Origin of the sequence: Mesorhizobium sp. LNHC232B00 (assembly GCF_000502435.1) — a bacterium.
GTDB classification, from domain to species: Bacteria; Pseudomonadota; Alphaproteobacteria; order Rhizobiales; family Rhizobiaceae; genus Mesorhizobium; species Mesorhizobium opportunistum.
On the sequence record NZ_AYWP01000001.1, the window covers coordinates 88,826 to 113,265 of the forward strand.

General features: G+C 64.0%; 19 protein-coding genes. 9 read left to right on the forward strand and 10 right to left on the reverse strand.

Going from position 1 to position 24,440, the window contains the following annotated elements:
- Positions 1 to 113: 113 nt before the first annotated feature.
- On the forward strand, positions 114 to 695 hold the full coding sequence (locus X743_RS168050) for an NAD(P)H-dependent oxidoreductase (protein ID WP_023763357.1): 582 nt from the start codon (positions 114 to 116) through the stop codon (positions 693 to 695).
- A complete protein-coding gene (locus X743_RS168045; RefSeq protein WP_023763358.1) occupies positions 695 to 1,282 on the forward strand; it encodes an NAD(P)H-dependent oxidoreductase in 588 nt (195 codons plus the stop codon). The genes X743_RS168050 and X743_RS168045 overlap by 1 nt, the downstream gene beginning before the upstream one ends.
- 147 nt (positions 1,283 to 1,429) lie before the next feature.
- On the opposite strand, the gene X743_RS168040 is transcribed toward X743_RS168045, so the two are convergent.
- Genes X743_RS168040 through X743_RS168020 form a run of 5 tightly spaced genes read right to left on the reverse strand, consistent with a single transcriptional unit; the run spans position 1,430 to position 9,037 of the window.
- Entirely contained in the window at positions 1,430 to 3,889 is a 2,460-nt protein-coding gene (locus X743_RS168040; RefSeq protein WP_023763359.1) for an FAD-dependent oxidoreductase, read from the reverse strand.
- The gene (locus X743_RS168035) at positions 3,886 to 5,067 is read right to left on the reverse strand and encodes a pyridoxal phosphate-dependent aminotransferase (protein WP_023763360.1); all 1,182 of its coding nucleotides are present in this window, start codon (positions 5,065 to 5,067) and stop codon (positions 3,886 to 3,888) included. The genes X743_RS168040 and X743_RS168035 overlap by 4 nt, the downstream gene beginning before the upstream one ends.
- Positions 5,067 to 5,966, reverse strand: a complete 900-nt coding sequence (locus X743_RS168030) for a homocysteine S-methyltransferase family protein (RefSeq protein WP_023763361.1) — start codon at positions 5,964 to 5,966, stop codon at positions 5,067 to 5,069. Before X743_RS168030 ends, X743_RS168035 begins: the two co-directional genes overlap by 1 nt.
- The gene (locus tag X743_RS168025; protein WP_023763362.1) at positions 5,963 to 8,416 is read right to left on the reverse strand and encodes an FAD-dependent oxidoreductase; all 2,454 of its coding nucleotides are present in this window, start codon (positions 8,414 to 8,416) and stop codon (positions 5,963 to 5,965) included. The genes X743_RS168030 and X743_RS168025 overlap by 4 nt, the downstream gene beginning before the upstream one ends.
- A 21-nt stretch (positions 8,417 to 8,437) precedes the next feature.
- Positions 8,438 to 9,037 carry an XRE family transcriptional regulator gene (locus X743_RS168020; protein ID WP_198028397.1) on the reverse strand — a complete coding sequence of 200 codons (600 nt, stop codon included), beginning with the start codon at positions 9,035 to 9,037 and terminating at the stop codon, positions 8,438 to 8,440.
- A 163-nt stretch (positions 9,038 to 9,200) separates the two neighbouring features.
- Between X743_RS168020 and X743_RS168015 the strand changes: the two genes are divergently transcribed.
- Positions 9,201 to 9,905, forward strand: a complete 705-nt coding sequence (locus tag X743_RS168015) for a nitroreductase (protein ID WP_023763364.1) — start codon at positions 9,201 to 9,203, stop codon at positions 9,903 to 9,905.
- Between the two features lie 22 nt (positions 9,906 to 9,927).
- On the opposite strand, the gene X743_RS168010 is transcribed toward X743_RS168015, so the two are convergent.
- From X743_RS168010 to X743_RS167990, 5 genes are all read right to left on the reverse strand, one after another.
- Complete coding sequence (locus X743_RS168010; protein WP_023763365.1) at positions 9,928 to 11,370, reverse strand: MFS transporter; 1,443 nt, start codon at positions 11,368 to 11,370, stop codon at positions 9,928 to 9,930.
- Positions 11,371 to 11,523: 153 nt separating this feature from the next.
- Positions 11,524 to 12,111 (reverse strand): sarcosine oxidase subunit gamma, encoded by a 588-nt coding sequence (locus X743_RS168005; protein WP_023763366.1) that lies wholly within the window; start codon positions 12,109 to 12,111, stop codon positions 11,524 to 11,526.
- Positions 12,104 to 15,127 (reverse strand): sarcosine oxidase subunit alpha, encoded by a 3,024-nt coding sequence (locus X743_RS168000; RefSeq protein ID WP_023763367.1) that lies wholly within the window; start codon positions 15,125 to 15,127, stop codon positions 12,104 to 12,106. The genes X743_RS168005 and X743_RS168000 overlap by 8 nt, the downstream gene beginning before the upstream one ends.
- Positions 15,124 to 15,420 carry a sarcosine oxidase subunit delta gene (locus tag X743_RS167995; protein WP_023763368.1) on the reverse strand — a complete coding sequence of 99 codons (297 nt, stop codon included), beginning with the start codon at positions 15,418 to 15,420 and terminating at the stop codon, positions 15,124 to 15,126. The genes X743_RS168000 and X743_RS167995 overlap by 4 nt, the downstream gene beginning before the upstream one ends.
- 10 nt (positions 15,421 to 15,430) lie before the next feature.
- A complete protein-coding gene (locus X743_RS167990; RefSeq protein WP_023763369.1) occupies positions 15,431 to 16,690 on the reverse strand; it encodes a sarcosine oxidase subunit beta in 1,260 nt (419 codons plus the stop codon).
- A 198-nt stretch (positions 16,691 to 16,888) separates the two neighbouring features.
- On the opposite strand from X743_RS167990, the gene X743_RS167985 reads away from it, so the two are divergent.
- The 6 genes from X743_RS167985 (at position 16,889) to X743_RS167960 (ending at position 24,358) form a co-directional block, all read left to right on the forward strand.
- Positions 16,889 to 19,378: a mechanosensitive ion channel family protein gene (locus tag X743_RS167985; RefSeq protein WP_023763370.1), complete on the forward strand. Its 2,490-nt coding sequence runs from the start codon at positions 16,889 to 16,891 to the stop codon at positions 19,376 to 19,378.
- Positions 19,379 to 19,522: 144 nt separating this feature from the next.
- Positions 19,523 to 19,786: a hypothetical protein gene (locus tag X743_RS167980; protein WP_023763371.1), complete on the forward strand. Its 264-nt coding sequence runs from the start codon at positions 19,523 to 19,525 to the stop codon at positions 19,784 to 19,786.
- A 226-nt stretch (positions 19,787 to 20,012) separates the two neighbouring features.
- Positions 20,013 to 21,446, forward strand: coding sequence for a UbiA family prenyltransferase (locus X743_RS167975; protein ID WP_023763372.1), 1,434 nt, complete (start codon positions 20,013 to 20,015; stop codon positions 21,444 to 21,446).
- 2 nt (positions 21,447 to 21,448) lie between these two features.
- On the forward strand, positions 21,449 to 22,798 hold the full coding sequence (locus X743_RS167970; protein ID WP_023763373.1) for an FAD-binding oxidoreductase: 1,350 nt from the start codon (positions 21,449 to 21,451) through the stop codon (positions 22,796 to 22,798).
- An 88-nt stretch (positions 22,799 to 22,886) separates the two neighbouring features.
- Complete coding sequence (locus tag X743_RS167965) at positions 22,887 to 23,354, forward strand: EamA family transporter (protein WP_280800541.1); 468 nt, start codon at positions 22,887 to 22,889, stop codon at positions 23,352 to 23,354.
- Complete coding sequence (locus tag X743_RS167960) at positions 23,351 to 24,358, forward strand: NAD(P)-dependent oxidoreductase (protein WP_023763375.1); 1,008 nt, start codon at positions 23,351 to 23,353, stop codon at positions 24,356 to 24,358. Before X743_RS167965 ends, X743_RS167960 begins: the two co-directional genes overlap by 4 nt.
- Positions 24,359 to 24,440: the final 82 nt, after the last annotated feature.

Sequence of the window (24,440 nt, forward strand, 5' to 3'; positions counted from 1 at the left end):
GGCAGCGTGGCAGGTTGGCCGCAGCGGCCAAGCTGCCAATCTCCCTCCTTGCGGGGGAGATGCCCGGCAGGGCAGAGGGGGGTGCCTCGCACTGACCCACGAGACTTCCTCCAATGAATATCCTCGTCCTCTACGCCCATCCGGTCGAGACCAGCTTCAATGCCGGCCTGCACCGGATGATCGTCGAGCGGCTGACGGCGGCGGGTCATGCGGTCGATGACTGTGATCTCTACGCCGAGGATTTCGACCCGCGGCTGACGCACCAGGAGAGGCTGGATTATCACAATCGGCGCGGCCCCGAAGACCCGGCGGCGCCCTATGTCGAGCGCCTGTTGCGGGCCGATGCGCTGGTGCTTTCCTATCCGGTCTGGAACTACGGCTTCCCCGCGATCCTGAAAGGCTTCTTCGATCGCGTCTTCCTGCCCGGCGTGTCGTTCAAGCTGGTCGACGGCAAGGTGCAGCCGTCATTGCACAATATCAAGAAGGTCGCGGCCGTCACCACCTATGGCGGCAGCCGGTTTCGCGCCATGCTGATGGGCGATCCGCCGCGCAGGCTGATCAAGCGCATGCTGCGCGCCACCGTGAAACCCGGGGCGCCGGTGACCTATCTCGCCCATTACGCGATGAACCTGTCGACGGACAAAACCCGCAAAGCTTTCATGGCCAAGGCCGCGGCCAGCATGGATGCCTTCTGATGCGCGCGCTGGTCGTGTATTGCCATCCGGTGCCGGAGAGTTTTTGCGCCGCGATCCGCGATGCCGCTGTCGAAGTGTTGACGCAAAGAGGCTGGGAGGTGCGGCTGCTCGACCTCTATGCCGAGAAATTCGACCCGGTGATGGGCTGCGAGGAGCGGCGCGGCTACAATAACCAGGCGCCGCGGGACCCGGCGCTGAAGCCGCATTTCGAACTGCTCAACTGGGCCGAGGCGATCCTCTTCGTCTATCCGACCTGGTGGTATGGGCTGCCGGCGATGCTGAAGGGCTGGCTCGATCGCGTTTGGGCGACCGATGTCGCCTTCAAGCTGCCAGCGGGCAAGGGACGGATCAAATCGCTGATGACGCATGTAACCAAGGTCGGCGTCATCACCACCTGCGGCGCGCCGACCTGGTGGAGTGTCGTTGTCGGCCAACCCGGGCGCAAAACCCTGCTGCGCGGCATGCGGGCGCTCTGCGCGACGCGCTGCAGGACATTTTTCCTGGCGCATTATCTGATGGATGCCTCGACGCCACAATCGAGGACGGCGTTTCTGGCGAAGGTAAGGGCGAAGCTGGAAAGGTTTTGAGGAAATTAGCGTCCTTCTCCCCGTTCCACGGGAAGAAGATGCCGGCAGGCAGATGAGGGGCAGCGCGAACTTTCGAATGCTGGCGCCGCCCCTCATCCGGCCCTTCGGGCCACCTTCTCCCTTGGAACGGGGCGAAGGAAGAGGGCGCTACGTCTTCGTTCGCTCGGCCTTGGGATCATACATCGGCTTCAACGACGCCTCTGCTGCAAAACGTTCGCCGGCGATCTCGATCTCGTAGGACGAGGCCAGCACATCGGCCTCGCTCTCGCCGGGGCAGGGCACATAGCCGAGCCCGATCGCACCGCCGAGATGATGACCGTAATTGCCCGAGGTGATCGGGCCGACGATCCTGCCGTCGCGCAGGATCGCTTCATTGTGGAAGAGCAGCGGCTGCGGGTCTTTCAGGCGGAATTGGACGAGCCGGCGTGAGAGCCCGGCCTCCTTCTTGCGCAGCACCGCATCGCGGCCGATGAACTCGCCCTTGGCCGTTTTGACGGCGAAGCCGAGCCCTGCTTCCAGGACATTGTCCTCGTCGGTGATGTCGTGGCCGAAATGCCGGAAGGCCTTTTCGATGCGGCATGAATCCAGCGTGTGCAGGCCGCAGAGTTTCAGGCCGACATCGGTACCGGCCTCCTCGATCGCCTCGAAGACATGGGCGGCCTGATCGGTCGAGACATAGAGCTCCCAGCCGAGTTCGCCGACATAGGTGACGCGGTGGGCGCGGGCGATGCCCATGCCGATCTCGATCTCCTGGAACGTGCCGAACGGATTGTTCTCGTTGGAAAAATCGTTGGGGCTGACCTTCTGGATCAGCTTTCGGGCGTCCGGACCCATCAGGCAAAGTACGCTTTCGGCCGCGGTCACATCGGTGATGACGACGAATTCCTCGCCGACATGCCGTCGCAGCCAGGCGAGATCGCGCTGCAGCGTGGCGCCGGGCACGACGAGGAAGTAGGCCGTGTCCGATAGCCTGGACACGGTGAGATCGCTCTCGATGCCGCCGCGCCGATTGAGCATCTGGGTGTAGACGATCTTGCCCGGCGCCACGTCCATGTCGTTGGCGCACAGCCTTTGCAGGAAGTGCCGAGCGTCGCGGCCCTCGACGCGGATCTTGCCGAACGAGGTCATGTCGAACATGCCGACCTTGTCGCGGACCGCGAGATGTTCCTCGCGCTGGTTGTCGAACCAGTTCTGCCGCTTCCAGGAATAGCGGTATTCGCGCTCCTGTCCCTCACGGGCGAACCAGTTGGCCCGCTCCCAGCCCGCGACCTCGCCGAACACGGCGCCGCGCGCCTTCAGATGCTCGTGCAGGGGCGAGCGCCTGATGTTGCGCGATGTCGCCATCTGGCGATAGGGGAAGTGATCGGCGTAGAGCAGGCCGAGCGTTTCGGAGACCCGCTCCTTCAAGTAGCGTCGGTTCTTCTGGAACGGCTGGGCACGGCGGATGTCGACTTCCCACAGGTCGAACGGTGCTTCGCCGTCGTTGATCCACTGCGCCAGCGCCATGCCGGCGCCACCGGAAGAGACGATGCCGATCGAATTGTAGCCGGTCGCCATCCAATAGCCCCGCAGTTCCGGCGCCTCGCCGAGATAATAGCGGTCGTCGGGAGTGAAACTCTCGGGGCCATTGAAGAAGGTGTGGATGCCGGCGGTGGCCAGCATCGGCATGCGGTTGACGCCCATTTCGAGGATGGGTTCGAAATGGTCCATGTCCTCGGGAAGCTGGTCGAAGCAGAAATCCTCGCGGATGCCGTCCATTCCCCAGGGCTTTGCCACCGGCTCGAAGGCGCCGAGCATCATCTTGCCGGCGTCCTCCTTGTAATAGGCGCACTCGTCCGGCACGCGCAGCACCGGCAGGCGGCCGAGACCGGGGATGGGTTCGGTGACAAGGTAAAAATGCTCGCAGGCGTGCAGCGGGATGGTGACGCCGTTCTGGGCGCCCAGTTCGCGCGCCCACATGCCGGCGCAGTTGACGACGATGTCGGCCTCGATCATGCCCGTTTCGTCACCTTGCGCCCAGGATACGCCGGTGACGCGGCCGGCCCTGGTGTGGACTTTTGTCACCTTCACATTCTCGACGATGGTGGCGCCGCGCTGGCGAGCGCCCTTGGCCAACGCCATGGCGATGTTGGCCGGGTCGCACTGGCCGTCGAGCGGCAGATGGACGGCGCCGACGACGTCGGACACGTTGAGATGCGGATACATCTCCTTGACTTCGCTGGGCGAAATCTCGCGCACGTCGACATCGAAGGCGCGGGCCAGCGAGGCCTGTCGATAGATCTCGTGCTTGCGCTCCTCGGTCAGGGCCACGGTGATCGAGCCGACCTGGCGCATGCCGGTTCCGACCTCGGTCTCGGCTTCCAGCTTGACATAGAGGTCGGCCGAATATTTGGCCAGCCGCGTCATGTTCTGCGAGCCGCGCAACTGGCCGATCAGGCCAGCGGCGTGCCATGTCGTACCCGACGTCAACTGCTTGCGCTCGAGCAGCACGATGTCGGTCCAGCCGAGCTTGGCAAGGTGATAGGCGACCGAACAGCCGGAGACGCCGCCGCCGATGATGACCGCCCTTGCCTTGGCAGGGATGGCCTTGGTGGGGATGGTCGTCATGCGGCCTCGCGGCGATAGCTGGAAGCAAAACGGCGCAGCCGCAGCGCTGCTTCCCGCAGCACGGGCTCAGGCTGGCAGAGGCTGATGCGGATGTGGCCGGCGGCGGCCTCGCCGAAGCTGGAGCCGGGCATCACGCCGACATTCTCCTTGTCGAGCAAGGCCCAGGCGAATTTCTCGTCGTCGGGTTCGACATTGGATATGTCGAGCATGACATACATGCCGCCTTCTGAACCGCGCACGGTGACATCGTTCATGCCGCGAACGGCCTCGATGAAGACGGTGCGGCGCGCCGCGTAGCGCTCGGCGATGTCCTTGACGCCGTAGCGGTTCTCCAGCGCCTCTGCGCAAGCGATCGAGATGAAGGCCGGCAGGCCGTAGGTCGTCACCAGGTTGAGGTTGATCAGCAGCGTGATCATCTCGCTGGGACCGGTCAGCCAGCCCATGCGCCAGCCGGTCATGCCATGGCTCTTGGACATTGAATTGATGACCAGCGTGCGCTCGGCCATGCCGGGCAGCGAGCGCGGCGAGACGTGCTCGCCGCCGCCGAGCGTCCAGTAGACCTCGTCCGACAGCAGCCAGAGGTCGTGCTCGCGGCAAATCTCGGCCAGTTGTTCCAGCCGTTCGCGCGAATAGACGGCGCCTGTCGGGTTGTTCGGCGTGTTGATCAGGATGGCGCGCGTGTTGGGCTTGATCGCCGCGCGGATCATGTCGGCGCGGGGCTGGAAGCCATCCTCGGCCGGCGTCTCGACGACGGTGAAACTGGCGCCGGCGGCGCTGAACGTGTTGGGATAGGTGGCGTAGTAGGGCGCCACGACGATGGCGTGGTCGCCCTGGTCGAGCACGGCCTGCACCGCGGCGTAAAGGGCGGCCTGGCCGCCCGGCGTGGCGATCACCTGATCCGGCACCGTCTCCACGCCCGTGCAGGCGCTCGAGGCCGCCGCCATCGCCTTGCGCAGGCGTGGCAGGCCGGGCAGCGGGGTATAGTGGTGATTGCTGCCGCGAACCGCGGTCACGCAGGCTTCGATCGTTTCCGAGGGCGTGTCGAAATCATGATCGCCGACCGACAGCATGATGATGTCTTCGCCAGCTTCCTTGCGTGTCCAGGCGGCGAAATGAACCTCCCAGCCATCCTTGCCGGAAGGTACGATACCGGAAATGCGTGATGATGGTCTTGGCATTATTGAACTCCCGAAATCTCATACCCGGCCTGCTCGAGCCGGTCGCGCAGGGCCGCTATATGCGGCGGCCCGACTTCGCAGCAACCGCCGACGATAGTAGCGCCGGCTTCGACCCAGCCGGTCGCCTGGTCGGCGTAGGCATCAGGGCCAAGGTCATGGCGCGCGTGCAGAACATCCACCGTGCCGCCGTGCTTCAGCGCTTCGGTGGAGGTGAAGCCATTGGCATAGGCGCCGACCGGGCCGCCGAGGTCGATCAGTTCAGGCAAGGCGGCGGCGATCGCTTCCGGCCGGCAGCAATTGAGCAGCCGCGCCGCGATGGTCAGGCCGTCAAGCGCGCTGGATGCGCCGGCTATCGTCTCGCCGCTGCGCAGGCGCGGCGCGCCATGGTCGGCAAGCGTCCACGACACCCACACGGGCTTGCCGCTTTCCGATGCAGCGGTGACGGCCGCGCGCGCTTCGTCGGACGACGCCATCGTCTCGCACAGGAAGAGGTCGACGCCATCCGCCTGCTCGGCAACGATGCGGCGGTAGATGTCGAGCGTTTCCTGATAGGAAATGGTCAGCGCCGGGGCGTAGCTGCCGAAAAGCGGTGACAGGCAGCCGGCGATCGTCGCATCGCCGGCTTCATCGCGGGCCTGCCTGGCCAATTCGATGCCGCGCCTCTGCAGTGGCTTGAACAGGTCTTCGGCACCCTCGCGCGCCAGGCGTTCGGGCGTCGCCGAATAGGTGTTGATGGTGATGACGCGCGCGCCGGCGCGGATGAATTCCGCGTGCAGGCCGCGTACGAGGTCCGGTTCGTCGATCAGCACCCTGGCCGACCACAGCGGCGTCGGCTCGGACTTGCTGCGCCGCACCAGTTCCTGGCCCATGCCGCCATCGGTGAGAATGACCGTCTTCATGCGCGCAGCCTCTCGTTCTTCGGATCCCACAGGGGTTCGTCCTTCTGCACGATCGCCTTGAAGCGATCGCCGAAGATTTCGACTTCGACGGCGGTGCCGGGTTCGGTCAAATCGGCGCGCAGCATGCCAAGCGCGATCGATTTGTCGATGCGATGGCCCCAGCCGCCCGATGTGGTCTCGCCGACGATCTGGCCATCGTGCCACAGCGTCGACATGTAGGGTGCGTCGCAATCGCCGGGGCTTTCGACGACCAGCGTGACGAAGCGCTTCTTCACGCCTTGCTGCTTCTCGTTCTGCAGTGCGGCCTTGCCACGGAAGTCGGGCTTTTCCCATTTGACGAAGCGCTCAAGCCCGCCCTGCAGGATGGAATAGTCGGTCGACAGGTCACCCTTCCAGGTGCGGTAGCCTTTTTCGAGCCTGAGCGAATCCAGCGCGTACATGCCGAACGGTTTCAGCCCATGGTTTTGTCCTGCCGCGCAGATGGCGTCGAAGATGGCGGCGGTGTCGTCGACCCTGGTGTGGATTTCCCAGCCGAGTTCGCCGGCGAAGGAGACGCGCACGAGCTTCGCCCAGCGGCCGGCGATCTTGGTCTCCTGATGCGTCAGCCATGGCAGCGTCAGGTCGGCGTCGCAAACTTCTGCGAGGATTTTTCGCGAATTGGGTCCGGCCAGGATCTGGGTGGAGAATTCCTCGGTCCGGTCGATCAGCTTGAAGGTGGCATCTTTCGGCATGCGCGATTTCAGCCATTCGAAATCGTGCCACTGCGCCACCGCCGCGGTGATCAGCGTCATCAGGTTCTCGTCGTGGCGGACCACGGACATTTCGGTGACGATGCGGCCCTTGTCGTCGGCGAAATAGACGAGGCCGATGCGGCCGGGTTTCGGCACCAGCCCGGTGACCTGCAGACCGAGCCATTCTGCCGCTCCCGGCCCATCGAGGTTGAAGCGCGAGAACCCAGGCAGGTCGAGGATGCCGGCGGCGTCGCGCACGGCGAGGCACTCTTCGCGCACGCGATGCTGCCACGGCCCGTCGCGGCGGAAGGTCAGTGTAGCTTCCTCGGAGATGTCGTCGCCGTCCTGCGCATACCATGTGGCGCGCTCCCAGCCATTATAAGCGTCGAAGCGGGCACCCTGCGCCTTGATGCGATCGTGGATCGGCGACAGCTTGCGATCGCGCCCTTCGGGCCACGCATGGCGTGGAAACTGGATGGCGTATTCGTTGCCATAGATTTCCATGCCCTTGGCGACGCAATAGTCCGGTGCCGAAGCGAAAGAGGTGAAGCGGCGCGGATCGCACGACCACATGTCCCATTCGGTCTGGCCTTGCGTGATCCATTCGGCGAGCACCTTGCCGGCGCCGCCGCCCTGGGCAATGCCGAAGGTGAAAACGCAGGCTTCGAAGGCGTTGGGAACGCCTGGCATCGGGCCGATCAGCGGGTTGCCGTCCGGCGCGTAGGGGATCGGCCCGTTGATGACCTTGGACAGGCCGGCGGTGCCCAGGATCGGCACGCGGGCGACGGCATCGGCCAGATAATGTTCCAGCCGGTCGAGATCGTCAGGGAAGAGCTGGAAGGAGAAATCGTCCGGCATCGGATCGTTATGATCAGCCCAATGCGCGCGGCAATTGCGCTCATAGGGGCCGAGATTCATGCCGGCCTTTTCCTGGCGCAGATAGTAGGACGTGTCGACATCGCGCAGCAGCGGCAGCTTCTTGCCCTGTTCCTTGGACCATGCGGCGAGTTCGGGGATTTCCTCGAACAGGATGTATTGGTGGCTCATCACCATCATCGGCACCTCGCGCCCGAACATCCGGCCTACTTCGGCGGCGCGGTAACCGGCGGCATTGACGACGATTTCGCAACGGATATCGCCTTGCGCCGTCTCCACCACCCATTCGTCGTTCTCGCGGCGCACGCCGGTGACGGGGCAGAAGCGGATGATCTTGGCACCCATGTCGCGCGCACCCTTGGCCAACGCCTGGGTCAACTGCGCCGGGTCGATGTCGCCGTCGCTCGGATCATAGAGCGCACCCTTCAAATCATGCGTTTCGATAAAGGGATAGCGGCGCTTGATCTCGTCGACGCCGACCACGTCGATGTCCATGCCCTGATAGCGGCCCATGCCCTTGGCGCGCTGGAACTCCTGCATGCGCTCCTTCGAATGGGCGAGGCGCAGCGAGCCGGTGACGTGATAGTTCATGGGGTAGTCGACCGCGTCGGCCAGGCCCCGGTAAAGCTCGGTCGAATAGCGCTGCATGTTCATCAGCGACCAGGACGAGGAGAACGTCGGCACATTGCCGGCCGCGTGCCACGTCGAACCGGAGGTCAGCTCGTTCTTCTCTAGGAGCACGCAGTCGGTCCAGCCAGCCTTGGCGAGATGATAGAGCGCGGAAGTGCCGACCACGCCACCTCCGATGATCACCACGCGCGCCGTGCTCGGCAAACCCGCCATGTTCTTCTCCCAACTTGAAACTTAATAGACCGGTGGCGAAACCACCCAGATGACAACCGCCGGCTCGGTGCCTGGATTGCGCCAGCGATAGGGCTTGCCTTCGAAGCGGAAGGAATCGCCTTCCCCGAGCCGGTGCCAGACACCCGCTATCTCGATCTCGAAAATGCCCGAGGCGATATAGCCGGCCTCCTCGGTCGGCCGCAGCTGCTCGGTCTTCATCTCCGCGCCCGCCGCGAAGATCGAGCGCACCATTTCAAAACTACCACTGAGATCGGGCGACAGGAGTTCTTCCACCAGGCCGGATTCGCTGGTGCCAAGCGAGCGGCGCCTGCCGGCACGCACCACCACGCCGCGCTCGCTCTCGACAGGCACCTCATGGCTGAAGAACAGGCTGATCGGCACGCCGAACAATTCGGCGAAAGCCCTGAGGTCGCCGACCGATGGCGTCGAGAGGCCACGTTCGACCTGGCTGACCCAGCCAACCGAACGGCCGAGTTTCAGCGCGATCTCGGCCAGCGTCAGCCCGCGAACGCGACGCAAGGCTCTGATGTCGCTGGCCAGCACGCGTTCGTCGGACCCCTGCAGTGTTCGTGCGGTCGTCGGGGGCAAAACGCTCTTCATGAAAATTCCCATCCGAATTTCATGAGAAATCAAGCTCATGAAAAAATCAAGTAGATTTTCACCAATGCTCAAGATTTGCTTGCAGGACTTTGACGGTTCATGCAAAGGCTCCGCCGCGAGCGGCGAGTGGGGACGTCCGATCGCGATAGCTAAGGGACGGCCCATGCTGGAAAGTAAGGCTCGAATCGCGGTTGAGGCCGAGATCGTCGACGATGCGATCCTATCGCGCCGTTCGGTGCGCGCATTTTTGCCCGACATGATCGACGACGAGACGATCCGGGACATTCTGACGGTCGCGGCACGCGCTCCATCCGGCACCAACATGCAGCCATGGCGGGTCTACGTCACCAAGGGCAAGGCCAAGCAACAGATATCGGATGCCATCCTGAATTCCGGCATCCGCGCCGAGAAGGCCGATTGGGACGAGTACCGTTACTATCCCACGCAGTTCTTCGAACCGTATCTCACCCGCCGACGCGCCAACGGGTTCGGCCTCTATGGCGCGCTCGGGATCGGTCGCCGCGAGGTCGACAAGATGCGTGCCCAGCACGACCGCAACTTCGTCTTCTTCGACGCGCCGGTCGGCATGATCTTCACCATTGACCGCCGGCTCAACCAGGGCTCGTGGATCGATTACGGCATGTTCCTGCAGAACATCATGGTCGCGGCACGGGGCAGGGGTCTGCACACGTGCCCGCAGGCGGCCTTCGCTCCCTATCACCGGCAGATCAGGCCGGTGCTCAACATTCCCGACGAGGAGATCGTCGTCTGCGGCATGGCGCTGGGCTATGAAGACATTTCCAAGCCCGAGAACGCCTTCCGCACCGACCGCGTGCCGCTCGAGGAATGGGTTACGTTCAGCGAATAGCCGGCCGCGACGGGCTGCGGCACTATTCCGTATTCATCTGCGCGCTATGTCCGCTGACGTGGGCGCCGTCCTGTGGCGTCAGCTTGAGATACGCTGATAGTGCGCAGAGCGTGATGACGCCCTCGATCACGAACAGGATCCGGAAATCGCTGGTCACGGCAGACCCGCCGCCGGCCAGGAACGATAGCATGGCCGCCGCAAGGCCGACGCTGATCGCCACCGCCAACTGCCATAGGATGTAATAGAGCGCGCTGAAGCGGGGGAGTTGGTCGGGAGCGATGTCGGAATAGGCGAGGTTTCCGGTCGAGGCCCATTGCACCGAGCGGAAGACGCCGAAAACGAAGATATAGCCAAGCACGATCCAGACCGGCGTCGCCGCCTGCATCAGGGCGAAGCCCGCAACCATGGCGGCGACGATCGGCGTGTTGACGACCAGCACGCGGCGGAAGCCGAAGCGGTTGAGGACGCGCGGCATGAAGAAACGCATGACCACCGAGCCGAGCGCGGCAACGAAGGTCAGCGATCCCGCCTGCACCGCGCTCATGCCGAAGCCGAGCTGGAACATCAGCGGCAGCAGGAAGGCAACGGAACTGAGGCCGATCGTGTCCAGGCCGCCGCCGGTGAGAAACGAGATGCGGAAGGTGCGGATGCGCAGCAGCTTGAGGTCGAGCAGGGGATTGGGCACGCGCAGGCAGTAGAGCGAGGCGATCGACAGGATGATGACCGCCAGCGCCAGTTCGCCGGCAATCATGCCGCCGGCGGCATCCTTGGCGGCAAGCGAGTCCATGCCGAAGACAAGCAGGATCATGCCGCTGCCGACCAGCAGAAAACCGGGAAAATCGAACCGCGTGCGAACGGGCTTGGTCACCGTCGGGAACAGCGAGGCGGCAAGGATTGCCGCCGCCAGCGCGAACGGCACATTGATGAAGAAAATCCAGCGCCAGGAAATGTAGGTGGTCAGCGCGCCGCCGACGAGCGGGCCGACCAATGGCCCGGACTGGCTGGCCAGCGAGATGTACATGTTGATCTTGAGCGTGCGGCTGCGCGGAAAGCTCGACAGGATGACGACCTGGCCGAGCGTGCCCATCAGCGCACCACCAAAGCCCTGCAGCGCGCGGGCGCCGACCAGTGTCCAGATATCATCAGACAGGCCGCAGAGCGCCGACGAGGTGGCGAAAACCAGCAAGGCAAAGCAGTAGACGTTGCGCAGGCCGAAGCGGTCGGCGGCCCAGCCGCCGAGCGGCATGGAGATGATCAGGCTGGCGACATAGACGGTGATCAGCAGGCCGAGCTGGCTCGGTGGACGACCGAGGCTTTCGCCGATGCCGGGCAGTGCCGTCACCACGACATTCTGGTCGAGACTGGTCATGAAAACGCCGCAGGCGACCGTCAGCGGCAGCAGGAGCAAGGCTCGGGCCGACACATCGGCGCGATCCGTGGCGCCGGCGGATAGTTCTGCGGTCATGGGGATGTTCGAACCAAACGAATGCGCCGACTCTTAAAGACGGGATTTATGCCCCTCGGACCGGTTGGGCGGCCATTTTTTTCCACCATGGACGCACGCGGCAGGATTCTCTAGCTGCAGAACCGGCTGGTGTTGATGCCAGAAGCAATTGCTCTATTGCACCTCGTAGCCGACTTCCTCGCTGGCATGGCAGAGCGCCTTCCAGAACGAGCGGGCGAACGAGCGAAAGACGTAGATGTCGAACTCGTCGGCGCCGGTGCGCTGGATCTGGGCGAAGACATCGTGATGTGCGGTCGAGCGGCCGGCGCCTATTGGAAAAGCCGGCAGCGCGAAGTCGATGGCGAAGAATTTCGCCAGCACCCATTCGGCCTTCGGCCCGGCGATGCGGATCGCGGTGCGGCCATGCGACAGGTCCGTCACCGTGCCGATGGCCGGTGTCACCGCCTTGGCGAAGGCGGCGGCCAAGCCTTCGGCCTCGTCGGCCACGGTGAATTTTCCCGGCGCGAAGCCGAACACCGACTTCACGCCGTCGCTCAGGCCGCCGCCGGCACCGTCGGGCAACGCAAGGCCGGTGACCGTGCGGATGGCAGCGATCAGCTTCTTCTCCTCGCCTGGCCATGCCGCGAGCTGCACGATCGAGCCCGGCCTTGTCTCGGTCAGGAGGATCTCGACGCCGTGCTCGAAATTGCCGTGCGAGCCGACATGAAACGCCGGCTCAAGGGGAGATTTGCGCTCAACCATGCATGCGGGTCCCTTCCGGATCGTAGAAATGGTTGGAGACGATCTCGACCGGCCCGAAGCGGTTGCGCAGCGGATCGGAGACGTAGGCACGCGTGCCGTGCCTTGCCTTGCCGCCCTTGACCAGCGCCAGCGCGATATGCTTGCCGAGCGCCGGCGAATAGCAGCAGGCGGTGATGTGGCCGATCGAGCCGTGCGGATTGGCTTCGTCAACCTCCTCGACGATGTGCGCACCACCATTGAGCGGCCGGTTGTCCAGCGCGATCAGGCCGACCAGTTCCAGCCGGTCGGCCGCGATCAGGCCTTCGCGGTCCATCATGGCCGAGCCGATGAAGGGCTTCTTCTTCGATAGCATCCAGTCTAGATGCAGATCGCGCGCCGTGGTGCGGCCGTCGATCTCGGCGCCGGTGACATGGCCCTTTTCGATGCGCATCGTGCCGAGCGCCTCGAGCCCGTAGGTGACTAGCTCGAACGGCTTGCCGGCCTCGATCAGCGCTTCCCAGACATGCGTGCCATGGCCGGCGCCGCAATAGACCTCGAAGGCCATCTCGCCGGAGAAGGACAGCCGGCAGATCATCACCGGGACGCCGGCGATCTCGCCACGCACGATGCCCATGAAGGGCAGCGTCGCATTGTCGACAGCGGTGCCGGTGACGCAAGCCCCAAGGATCTGCCTCGCCTTCGGCCCGCCGATCGCGGCGCCCGCCCATTCATCGGTCACCGAGGTGACGTGCACTTTCAGCTCCGGCCAGACCACGTCGAGGAAATATTCCAGATGCTGCATCACCTTGCCGGCATTGGCCGTGGTGGTGGTCATCAGGAAATCCTGCTCGCCAAGCCGCCAGGTGGTGCCGTCGTCGAAGGCAAAGCCGTCCTCGCGCAGCATCAGCCCGTAGCGCGCCTTGCCGACGGCGAGCGTCGAAAACATGTTGGTATAGACGCGGTCGAGGAAAGCGGCTGCGTCGGGACCTTGCACGGCGATCTTGCCCAGCGTCGAGACATCGACGATGCCGGCGCTTTCGCGCGTCGCCTTGGCTTCGCGTACATAGGCCTGCTCGACCGTCTCGCCGGCATGGCCGTAGATCATCGGCCGGTACCAGAGGCCGGCGGAATACATGGTCGCGCCGTTGGCGAGGTGCCAGTCATGCATCGGCGTCAGCCGTTCGGGCTTCAGGTCGCCGAAACGCTCGGCCGCCAGCGAGCCGATCGACACCGGCGCGAAGGGCGGCCGAAAGCGTGTCGTGCCGACTTCCGGGATCGGCTTGCCGAGCGCCTCGGCCATGATGGCGAGCCCGGGGACGTTGGAGCTCTTGCCCTGGTCGGTGGCCATGCCAAGCGTGGTGTAGCGCTTGAGGTGCTCGACCGAGACAAAGCCTTCGCGATGCGCCAGCCGCACATCCTCCGCCGTGACGTCGTGCTGGAAATCGACAAAGCTCTTGCCCTTGGCCCTGATCTCGAAAACCGGCGCCGGATCGGGATCGCCAGGTGCGGCCTCAACAGTGGGCAACGCCGGCGGGGTGGCTGTTCCACCAGCCGCCGTGAGCCCGGCAGCGCGGCCTTCGGCGATGGCTTCGGCCGTCGAAAAACTGCCGGTAAAGGCGCCGGCACCAATCCATTGCTGTGTTGGCCATTGTTGTCTCGGCCCCTTCTGTGTGGGCTTCGGCGGCAGGAAGGCCTGCCGGGCTGCGTTCCATTCCGCCCTGGCGCCAGCCTGGCTGGCGAGATGGATGGTCGGCGACCAGCCGCCCGACATCAGCAAGCAGTCGGCATGGATCGAGCGCGCATCGTCGCTCAGCGTGCCCGTGACCATATCGAAATGCTGAACCTTGATGCCCGAGAGTGCCTTGCCGCCTTCGGTGGCGACGACGGCATGGCCCGTCAACAGCTCGGCCTCGGCTTCCGCGGCGAGCTTGCGCATCTCGGGCGAAAGCTCGGACCTGACGTCGGCGATGGCGATGATCGCGGCGCCCGCTTTCTTCAAGGCGACCGCCGCGCGATAGGCGCTGTCATTGTGGGTGAACAGGGCGACCCGTTCGCCCGGCAGCACGCCGAACTCATTGGCATAGCGCTCGGCCGCATGCGCCAGCATGACGCCCGGCCTGTCATTGCCAGGGAAGACAAGCGGCCGTTCGAAGGAACCCGTGGCAAGCACGACGGACCTGGCGCGGATCGCCCAGTAGCGATGGCGCGGCTCGCCCTTGGCGGGCTGCTCCTTGTGGTCGCTGACCCGTTCGAGCGCGGCAAGCGTGTTGTTGTCGTAGTAGCCCCAGACCGTGGTGCGCGGCAGAAGCCGGACATTGTCGCGGCCTGCGAGCTGGGCGACGGTGCGGCGCGCCCAATCGGCGGCGGGCGCGCCATCGATGATCTCAGCGGACCAGTTGGCCGAACCGCCGAAACGCGGTTCGAGATCGGCCAGCATGACACGGGCGCCCTGATCGGCGGCTGCCTTGGCGGCCATCAGGCCGGCAGGGCCGGAGCCGACCACCAGCACGTCGCAAAAGGCGTTCATGCGTTCGTAGCGGGCCGGGTCCTTCGCCGATCCGGCGCTGCCGAGGCCGGCGGCACGGCGGATGAAGTGCTCGCAGAACATCCAGAAGCGCGTGCCCTTGAGCGGGCCGACCACCGGTCCCATGAAGGTCTTGTAGTAGAAGCCGGACGACAGGATCTTGCCGCCGAGCTGGTTGACGGCGTGGATGTCCCAGGCAAGCGAGGGGAAGCGGTTCTGGCTGACGGCCACCAGCCCGTCATGGATCTCGACCATGGTGGCCGGGATGTTGGGCTCGCGCACCTCGCCCTTCAGCACCGTCACCAGCGCATTGGGCTCCTCCACGCCAGCGGTCAGCAGGCCGCGCGGCCGGTGATACTTGAACGAACGCCCGAAAAGCGTGACGCCCTTGGCCAGCAGCGCGGAAGCCAGCGTGTCGCCGGCATGGCCCGTATAAGCAACGCCGTCGAAGGTGAAACGGATGGTCTTCAGCCGGTCGATGCGGCCGCCCGTGTCGGTGCGGCGCGGGCTCATGCCTTGTCCTCCGTCTTGCGGCGGGCAGCCGAACCGTGGTCGCCACGCACGAAGGCGACACTCGAAATCTCATGTGTCAGCGTGTTGCGGACGACCCGCAGATGCGCGCGGCAAGCGCCGGAATGCTGCCAGATCTCATTGTGGTCGCCGGCCGGGTTCAGCCGGTCGTAGACATAGGCGTTCCACGCCTCGAAATTCTGCGAGGCTGGATCGGGGCGTTCGCGGTTGCCATCACCCTGGTAGGTGAATTCGATGACGTCGCGCGGGCCGCAATAGGGGCAGGTGATCAACATTCAATTCTACCTAATGCAGCCTGGGGTTCGCACCCTGGCCCTTGTCGTCGATGACGAGGCCGCGGTGGAAACGGTCGAGCGTGAACGGCGCGTTGAAGTCGTGCGGCTCATCCTTGGCGATGGTCCAGGCAAAGGTCCAGCCAGAGGCCGGCGTCGCCTTGAAGCCGCCATAGCACCAGCCGCAGTTGAGATACATGCCGGGCAGGGGGCCGGTGGTGATGATCGGCGAGCCGTCCATCGACATGTCGCAGACGCCGCCCCAGGAGCGCAGCATGCGCACGCGGGCAAGACCCGGGAACAGCGCCAGCATCTCGCTCATCACCTCGTCGACGACAGGCAGGTTGCCGCGCTGGGCGTAGCTGTTGTAGCCGTCGATGTCGCCGCCATAGACAAGGCCGCCCTTGTCCGACTGCGACATGTAGAAATGGCCCATGCCGAAGGTCACGACGGTGTCGATGAAGGGCTTTAGCGATTCCGTGACGAAGGCCTGCAGCACATGGCTTTCGATCGGCATCGTCTCTACGCCGGCCAGTTGCATGACCCGGCCCGTGCTGCCGGCCACCGCGACCGCCACCTTCTTGGCGCGGATGTCGCCGCGCGAGGTGGCGACGCCGGTGATGCGGTCGCCGTCGCGCAGGAAGCCGGTGACCTCGCAATTCTCGATAATGTCGACGCCGCGCCGGTCGGCACCGCGCGCATAGCCCCAGGCGACAGCGTCGTGGCGGGCGGTGCCGGCGCGCCGTTGCATCAGGCCGCCAACCACAGGGAAGCGCGCATCGCCGGAGATGTCGAGCGCCGGGATCAGGCGCTTGATCTCGGCCGGGTTCATCAGTTCGGCATCGACGCCGAGATGGCGCATGGCGTTGCCGCGCCTTGCGTAGTCGTCGAACTGGGCCGGCGTGTGCGCCAGGTTCAGGCAGCCGCGCTGCGAGAACATGACGTTGTAGTTGAGTTCGTGCGAGAGGTTCTCCCACAGTTTCATCGAGTGTTCGTAGAAACGGGTGTTGGCCGGCAGCAGGTAGTTCGAGCGCACGGCCGTCGTGTTGCGGCCGACATTGCCGGAGCCGAGCCAGCCCTTTTCCAGCACCGCGACATTGGTGATGCCGTGCTCCTTGGCAAGGTAGTAGGCGGTCGCCAGCCCGTGGCCGCCGCCGCCGACGATGATGACATCATAGGACGCCTTCGGGTCCGGCTTGCGCCAGGCCGGTTTCCAGTCCTTGTTTCCCTTGAGCGCGTTCGCGAGCAGCGAAAGGGCCGAGTACTCTGCCATGTGCATGTTGTCCGGTTCGGGCGATGCGGCAGACTATAGAGCAGGCCGCACGCGCAAAGCCAATATTGCGCCATGGCCTTTCGACTGGCCGACGCCTTTGTCAACGCTCCGACGCGACGGCTTGCCCCATGATATGGCCGTCTTTATCAAGGACAGGCTTTCAAATTGCCTTTGCCGTCCATGAGTCGCCTACAAATCATGCTTTTCCGATTGCTTCGCCTCATTATGGTCTTCGCGCTGGTCGTTTCGGCGCCGCCGGCGTTCGACGCGGCGGCGCAAGGCGTCGGCCATGCGCCCGCCGGATTGGTCGCCGACCAGCAGAAGATCATCCAGGGCCTGACCACCAAGACCGACAGTTTCGAAAAGCAGACCCAGCAGAACGGCGAGAACGATAGCAGCCTGGTCGATATCCGCCTGCAGCTGGAGGAATTGTCACGGCAATCGCTTAACAGCGCGCTGGCCTTCCGCACGCGCCTTGGCGAGATCAACGCCCGTCTGGAGCAGCTTGGCCCGGCCCCCGCCGCCGGCCAGCCGGAAGAGCCCGATATCGTCAGTGCCGAACGCCAGGCGCTGACATCCGAAAAGGCCGAGATCAACGCTGTCATCTCGCAGGCCCAGGCCCTGTCGATCCGCATCAGCGGGCTGATCGACAAGATCGGCAACATGCGCAGCGAGCTGTTCCGCAATCTTTTGACCAAGCGCTACGTGCTGTCGGACGCGCTCAGCCCGCAGGTGTTTTCCGACGCCCGCGACGAGTTCGGCAATTTCTACAAGGCGGTGTCGTCCTGGCTGAGCTTTGCCTTCAAGTTCAAGTTCCAGGCGATCCTGGCGGCAACCTTCGTGGCGCTCGGCCTGGCGCTGGTGCTGCTGGTCGGCGGCAGGCGCCTGTTCGGGCGGGTGTTCGAAGCCGACCCCACCAATGAGGACCCATCCTATCTCAGCCGCTTGTCGGTGGCCTTCTGGTCGACCTTGCTGCCGACGTTGGCGGTCGCCGCCTTTCTTGGATCGACAATTTTCTTTTTCAATTATTACAATGTGTTGCGCGGCGACATTGGGCTCTTCCTTAACGCGCTGGCGACCGTCATTGGCGTGGTGTTCTGCGTCAACCGGCTGACCAATGCGGCGCTGGAACCGCGGCTGCCGAACTGGCGCCTGATCCCGGTCGAAACCGGGCCGGCGCGCTGGCTGGTGCGCCTGGCCACCGCCATGGCCGTGGTCATCAGCGTCAACACCTTCCTGTCGGTGATCAACGACAAGATGGGCTCGCCGCTGTCGCTGACCATCGCGCGCAGTTTTGTCGCCACCATCGTCGTCGGCATCATCCTGATCCTGATGGCGATGCTGCGGCCGTTCAAGGCGCGCGACGGAAGCTGGCGGCCGTGGCCAGCATGGCTGCGTTACCTGTCGCTGGGCCTTGGCCTGTTCACCATCATAGCAGCCTTGCTCGGCTATATCGGCCTCGCGCTGTTCGTCTCGCTGCAGGTGGTTGTCACCGGCACAGCCTTGATCACCGCCTATATCGGCTTCCTGTCGGCGCAGGCGATCGGCGAGGAAGGCGCTTTCGCCAACACCTTCGTGGGCCGCTGGCTGTCGGCCAATTCCAGCTATGACGACACCGCGCTCGACCAGCTCGGCCTCGTCGTCAGCATCGCCATCAACCTGTTGATCGTGCTGGTGTTCCTGCCGCTGATCCTGTTGATGTGGGGGTTTCAGCCCGGCGACATCCAGGCCTGGGCCTACAAGCTCGCGACAGGGATCAACATCGGTTCGGTGACGATTTCGGTCACAGGCATCCTTTCGGGCATCGTCGTCTTCGTCATCGGCTATTTCCTGACGCGCTGGTTCCAGGGCTGGCTCGACGGCTCGGTCATGGCGCGCGGCAAGGTCGATACCGGGGTGCGCAACTCGATCCGGCTGGCGGTCGGCTATGCCGGCGTCGCGCTGGCGGCGCTGGTCGGTATCTCGGCCGCCGGCATCGACCTCTCCAGCCTGGCGCTGGTCGCGGGTGCGCTTTCCCTCGGTATCGGCTTTGGCCTGCAGAATGTTGTGTCCAATTTCGTCTCCGGCCTGATCCTGCTGGCCGAGCGGCCGTTCAAGGTCGGCGACTGGATCGTCGCCGGCGATGTCAGCGGCACCGTCAAGAAGATCAGCGTGCGCGCCACCGAGATCGAAACCTTCCAGCGGCAGTCGGTGATCCTGCCCAATTCCAACCTGATCAACAACGCCGTCGGCAACTGGACGCACCGCAACAAGCTCGGCCGCATCGACATCAAGGTCGGCGTCGCCTATGGCAGCGACGTCAAGCAGGTTCACGCCGTCCTGCTGGACATCGCCCGCAGTCATCCGCTGGTGTTGAAGAACCCCGAGCCCTTCGTGCTGTTTTCCAATTTCGGACCTGCCGCGCTCGAATTCGAGATCCGCGTGTTTTTGGCCGACGTGATGAACGGCAACATCGTTCAGAACGATGTCCGCTTCGCCGTGCTGGAAAAGTTCAGCGACCAGCATATCGAGATCCCCTCGACGCCGCGCGCCGTCGTCGAGGCCCACAAGCCCAAGGCCTGGCCGACCGACGACGACAAGATCGAGGCCGACTTCGCCGAACAGGAACAAGCCAAGGTTGAGGCCGCGGCCGAAGCGAAAAAGCTCGCCAAATCAGGACGCAAGCTGCGCAAGCCGGATCCGGACTAGACCGGAAGCCGGCAAGCCGAAGCCAATTGCGGCATGAATGCGGCATTCAGTTGCGGTTCAGCTTCCATCTCATATAAGCTCCCATGCAAAGGCGAAAATGCCTTGCGTAATGCAACAGAGGCGGTGGGAACACCGATATTGCAAATGTGGAAGTCTCTCGTCGCTGCCGTCGCCTTGCTCGCCGTGAGCGGCTCGGCCCATTCCGCCAGCGCGGTCAACAAGGACGCCGAGACCCGCACGCTGATCGTGACGGAGGGCGGCAGCAAGACCGACCTTGCGCTGGCCGGCGGTGAAACCGTCGAATTCTGCCAGAATGGCTGCTTCGTCACCTTGCCCAATGGCGACCTCGAAGCGCTGACGGGTTCTGAGACCGTCGAGATCTCCGGCGGCGTCGCCCGCATCAAGTAATCCTGGCGGCATGATTGGAAGGCCGGGCATTTGTCCGGCCTTTTATTGTTTTCGGTAGCGGTTGCTTAACAATGACGCCGGAAATACCACCGCGACAGCCGCCCACAACCGTGCGTTTTAACGTTCGCTACGCCATACCCCGCTATACCAGCCCCAAGACGCCGAAACACGGCGCGCAACGAGATTCCGGTTTCCCGGATCAAACGGCGGCAGGGGCAGGACGTACATGGATGCGCGGTCGGACAGGAACGCAATACCGCTTGCGGTCGATCTCGACGGCACGCTGATCGCAACCGACCTGTTGTGGGAAGGACTGTTCATCCTTCTCAAGAAGAACCCGCTCTATATCTTCCTCGTCCCGTTCTGGGCGGCTGGCGGGCCGGCGCGGCTGAAGCAGGCGATTGCGCAGCGCATCGAGATCGATCCCGCGTCGCTGCCTTATCGCGAGGCGTTGCTCAACCGCCTTCGCGCCGAACATGCCGAGGGCCGCAAGATCGTGCTGGCGACCGGCACGCCGCGCAAGTTCGCCGACGCCATATCGGCCCATCTCGGCATTTTCGATCGGGTGCTGGCCACCGACGGCTTCGACAATCTCACAGCGAGCCGGAAGCGCGCCTCGCTGATATCAGCCTATGGCGATGGCGGTTTCGACTATGCCGGCAACAGCCGCCATGACCTCCAGGTCTTCGACGCCGCGCGCAATGCGATTGTCGTCGCACCCGACCGTCATGCCGCGCGCTGGCAGGCGGCGCATGGCGCCGAAACGATGCCGGCGCCGAAGCCGACATTGCGGACCGTCGTCAAGATGCTGCGTGTGCACCAGTGGCTGAAGAACTCGCTGATCGCGGTGCCGATGGTGCTCTCGCACGAATATTTCAACTCCAACATGATCTGGGAATGCCTGCTGGCGTTCGTCTCGTTCAGCGCGGTGGCGTCGGCGATTTACATCCTCAACGATTTCTTCGACCTGGCGCTCGACCGCAAGCACGTCACCAAATGCAACAGGCCGTTCGCCAGTGGCGCGCTGTCGATCCCCTTCGGCCTCGGGGCTATCGCGGCGCTGCTGGCGATCGGCATCGGCACCGGGCTCTTTCTGTCGCTCGAATTCCTCGCCGTGCTTGGTGGCTACATGGTGGTCACGACTGCCTATTCGCTGTCGTTCAAACGCATGCTCCTGGTCGACGTGCTGACGCTTGCCGGCCTCTACACGATCCGGGTGATCGCCGGCGCGACCGCGACCGGCGTCGACGTCTCGTTCTGGCTGCTCGCCTTCTCCATCTTCTTCTTTCTGTCGCTGGCGCTGGTGAAGCGTTTCGTCGAATTGCGCACCACCGCCATTCCGCCCGGCGAGCGCATTGCCGGACGGGGTTATCGCACCGAGGACCAGGAGATCATCGCCCAGGCCGGCATGGCTTCGGCCTTCTCCTCTGCTCTGGTGCTGGCGCTCTACATGGACAGTGTCGCGGTGCGCGAACTCTATCCGCATCCATGGCTGATCTGGCCGCTGGCGCCGATCGTGCTCTATCTCACCATGCGGGTCTGGATCCTGGCGCGTCGCGACGAAATGCATGACGATCCGGTTGTCTTCATCATCCGCGACTGGCGCAGCCAGATCGTGGTGCTGATCGGCGCGGTGCTGCTGGTCATCGGGGGCTGGTAGGCATGGCTGAACGCTTCCGCAGCTTTGGCCTTGCCACGCCGCCGGCGCCAAGGGCCATCCAGGCCGATGATGCCATCGCGTTGCTGAAGGCTGGTCAGGCCGGCGAAACCTCGCTGCTTGCCTATGGCAATGGCCGTTCCTATGGCGATTCCTGCCAGAACCAGGCCGGCGCGGTGGTCGACATGCGATCCCTGAACCGCATTCGCGGCTTCGATGCCATGACCGGTGTGCTCGAAGCGGATGCCGGCGTGTTGTTGTCCGACATTATCGCGCACGCAGCACCCCACGGCTTCTTTCCGGCAGTGGTTCCGGGAACGCAATTCGTCACGCTCGGCGGCGCCATCGCCAATGACGTGCATGGCAAGAACCATCACCGGCGTGGCACGTTCGGCTGCCACGTGGAGAGTTTCACGCTGCTGCGATCCGACGCAAAGACCTATCGCTGCTCGGCCACCGACAATCCGCGCCTGTTTGCGGCGACCATCGGCGGCATGGGGCTGACCGGCCTGATCCTGTCGGCCTCGATCCGGCTGATGCGGGTTCCTTCGCTCGACATCGTCGAGAAGGCAACGCCGTTTCGCGACCTCGGCGAATTCTTCGATATCGCCGAGGCGGCGGATCAGGCCAATGAATATGCCGTGGCCTGGATCGATCAGCTCGCGGGCGGCCGCCGCAGCGGGCGCGGCCTTTTGTTTACCGGCAACCACGCCGAACATGGCTCGCATACGGCCGCGCGGGCCGGCGGCAATCTGTCGGTGCCGTTCCAGCCGCCCTTCAACGTGCTCAACCGGTCGTTCCTGACCGTTTTCAACGCCGCCTACCGGTGGAAGAAGGGCCGGGCGACAGTGCCGCGCCAGAGCGGTTACCAGGGTTTCTTCTTTCCGCTCGATGGCGTGCGCGACTGGAACCGGCTGTATGGCCCCAATGGACTGTTCCAGCACCAGAGCGTGGTGCCGGAGGAGGCCGCGCGGATCGTCGTGCCGGAATTGCTCGCCGCCGCCAGGCGGGCGGGGCAGGGATCCTTCCTGACCGTGCTGAAGCGCTTCGGCGGAGTCCGCTCGCCGGCACTGCTGTCATTTCCGCGGCCGGGTTATACGCTGACGCTGGATTTCCCCAACAGGGGGGCGGCGACGCTTGCCCTGCTCGGCGAGCTCGACCGCATCACCATCGCGGCCGGAGGGGCGGTCAACCCATACAAGGATGCGCGCATGGCGGCTTCGACCTTCGCCGCCTCCTTCCCGGACTGGCCGCGGCTGGAAGCGCTGCGCGACCCTGCCTTCATGTCTGATTTCTGGGCGCGCACGGCTGGGAGCATCGACCTGCGGCGACGCGGCGCCGAGGCTGCCGAATAGCTAAAATTGAAATGATTCATGGTTATCGAATGCTTAACGCCAAGGTTTACTCAAAACATTCTTCTGAGTTCACGAAATCTTTTGGGGTTTGTATTACTCGATGTCACGGGGCGGGCGCACTGACATGAAATATATCGTCTTCATTCTATTTACGGTCATGACCAATGCGGCTGCGCAGCTCATGCTGAAGCAGGGCATGATGTCGCTTGGGCCGATCTCGTTCGAGGGTGCCAACCCGCTGGTCAAGCTGCTGCAGATCGTCTTCAGCCCGTGGGTCTTCCTGGGGCTTTGCACCTTCGCGATTTCCATGGCCTCGCATCTTTATGTGCTGTCCAAGGTCGAGCTTTCCTTTGCCTATCCGTTCCTCAGCCTCGCCTATGTCGCCGTTGCCTTCTTCGCCTATTTCGTCTTCCGCGAGGACCTCAATGGCTGGCGCATCGCGGGCATCGCCTTCATCTGCGTCGGCACTGTGCTGATCGCGCAGAGTGGTCGTGGGCACGAAGAGGAAACGGCTTCCCTTTCGTCCGACAAGATTCACAGCGAGACCGTTCGATGAGACATGTTATTTTCGGTGGTGACGGCTTCGTCGGCCGCCACCTTGCCCCGAAGCTTGTGGCCGATGGCGAAGAGGTCGTCGTTGCCGACATCGCCAGGAGCGACCTTGCGCACTACCGCAACGTCCGCTTTGTCACCTGCGATGTCACCGATCCTGCGTCCGTCGCCGCTGTCGGGCTCAAGGCCGACGACATGGTCTACAATCTGTCGGCCAAGATGCTGTCGCCGATCCAGGTGCGCGCCAAGCGGCACGATTTCTTCTTTCCGGTGAATTTTCACGGCACCGAACACATCATGCAGGCCATGGACAGAGCCAGCGCGCCCAAGCTCGTCCACTACACGACCGACATGATCTACGGCCACACGGTCACCCAGCCGATGACCGAGGAGCATCCGGTCGCGCCGCTCGGCGAATATGGCTGGTCGAAGCAGAAGACCGAGGAACTGGCAGCCGTTTGGCGCAAGCGCGGCATGTCGATCTCGCTGTTTCGCCCGCGCCTGATCATCGGGCCCGGCCGGCTCGGCATCCTGGAAAAACTGTTCAAGCTGATCGACTGGAACTTGCCGGTGCCGATGATCGGTTCGGGCAAAAATCCCTATCAGTTCATTTCGGTTTTCGATTGTGCGGAAGCTGCCCGCGCGGCCTGGAAAGCCGGCGTGCCAAACGAGGCCTACAATCTCGGCTCGCTCAATCCTCCGCCGGTCAAGAAGCTGCTTGGCGACCTGATCAGGCATGCCGGCTCGAAATCGATCCTGATCCCGACGCCGGGTTGGGCGGTCAAGCGCACGCTCGACCTGCTCGATCTCATGAACATGCCGATCATGGATCCGGAGCAGTATCTGATCGCGGACGAGGAGTGCGTGCTCGACGTGTCCAAGGCCGAGCGGCAGCTCGGTTGGGTGCCGCAATATCGCGACGAGGACATGCTGATCGCCGCCTACAGCGAGTACCGCGCCAAGAAGGCCGGGCATGCCGTCGCCACCAACCATGTGCCCGCCGAATAGCGGGTTTGCCAACAGCTTATGGCGCACGACTCTGGTCGTAAGCGCGGACAGGGAGATTGAAATGACCGTCATGGCCAAGCCC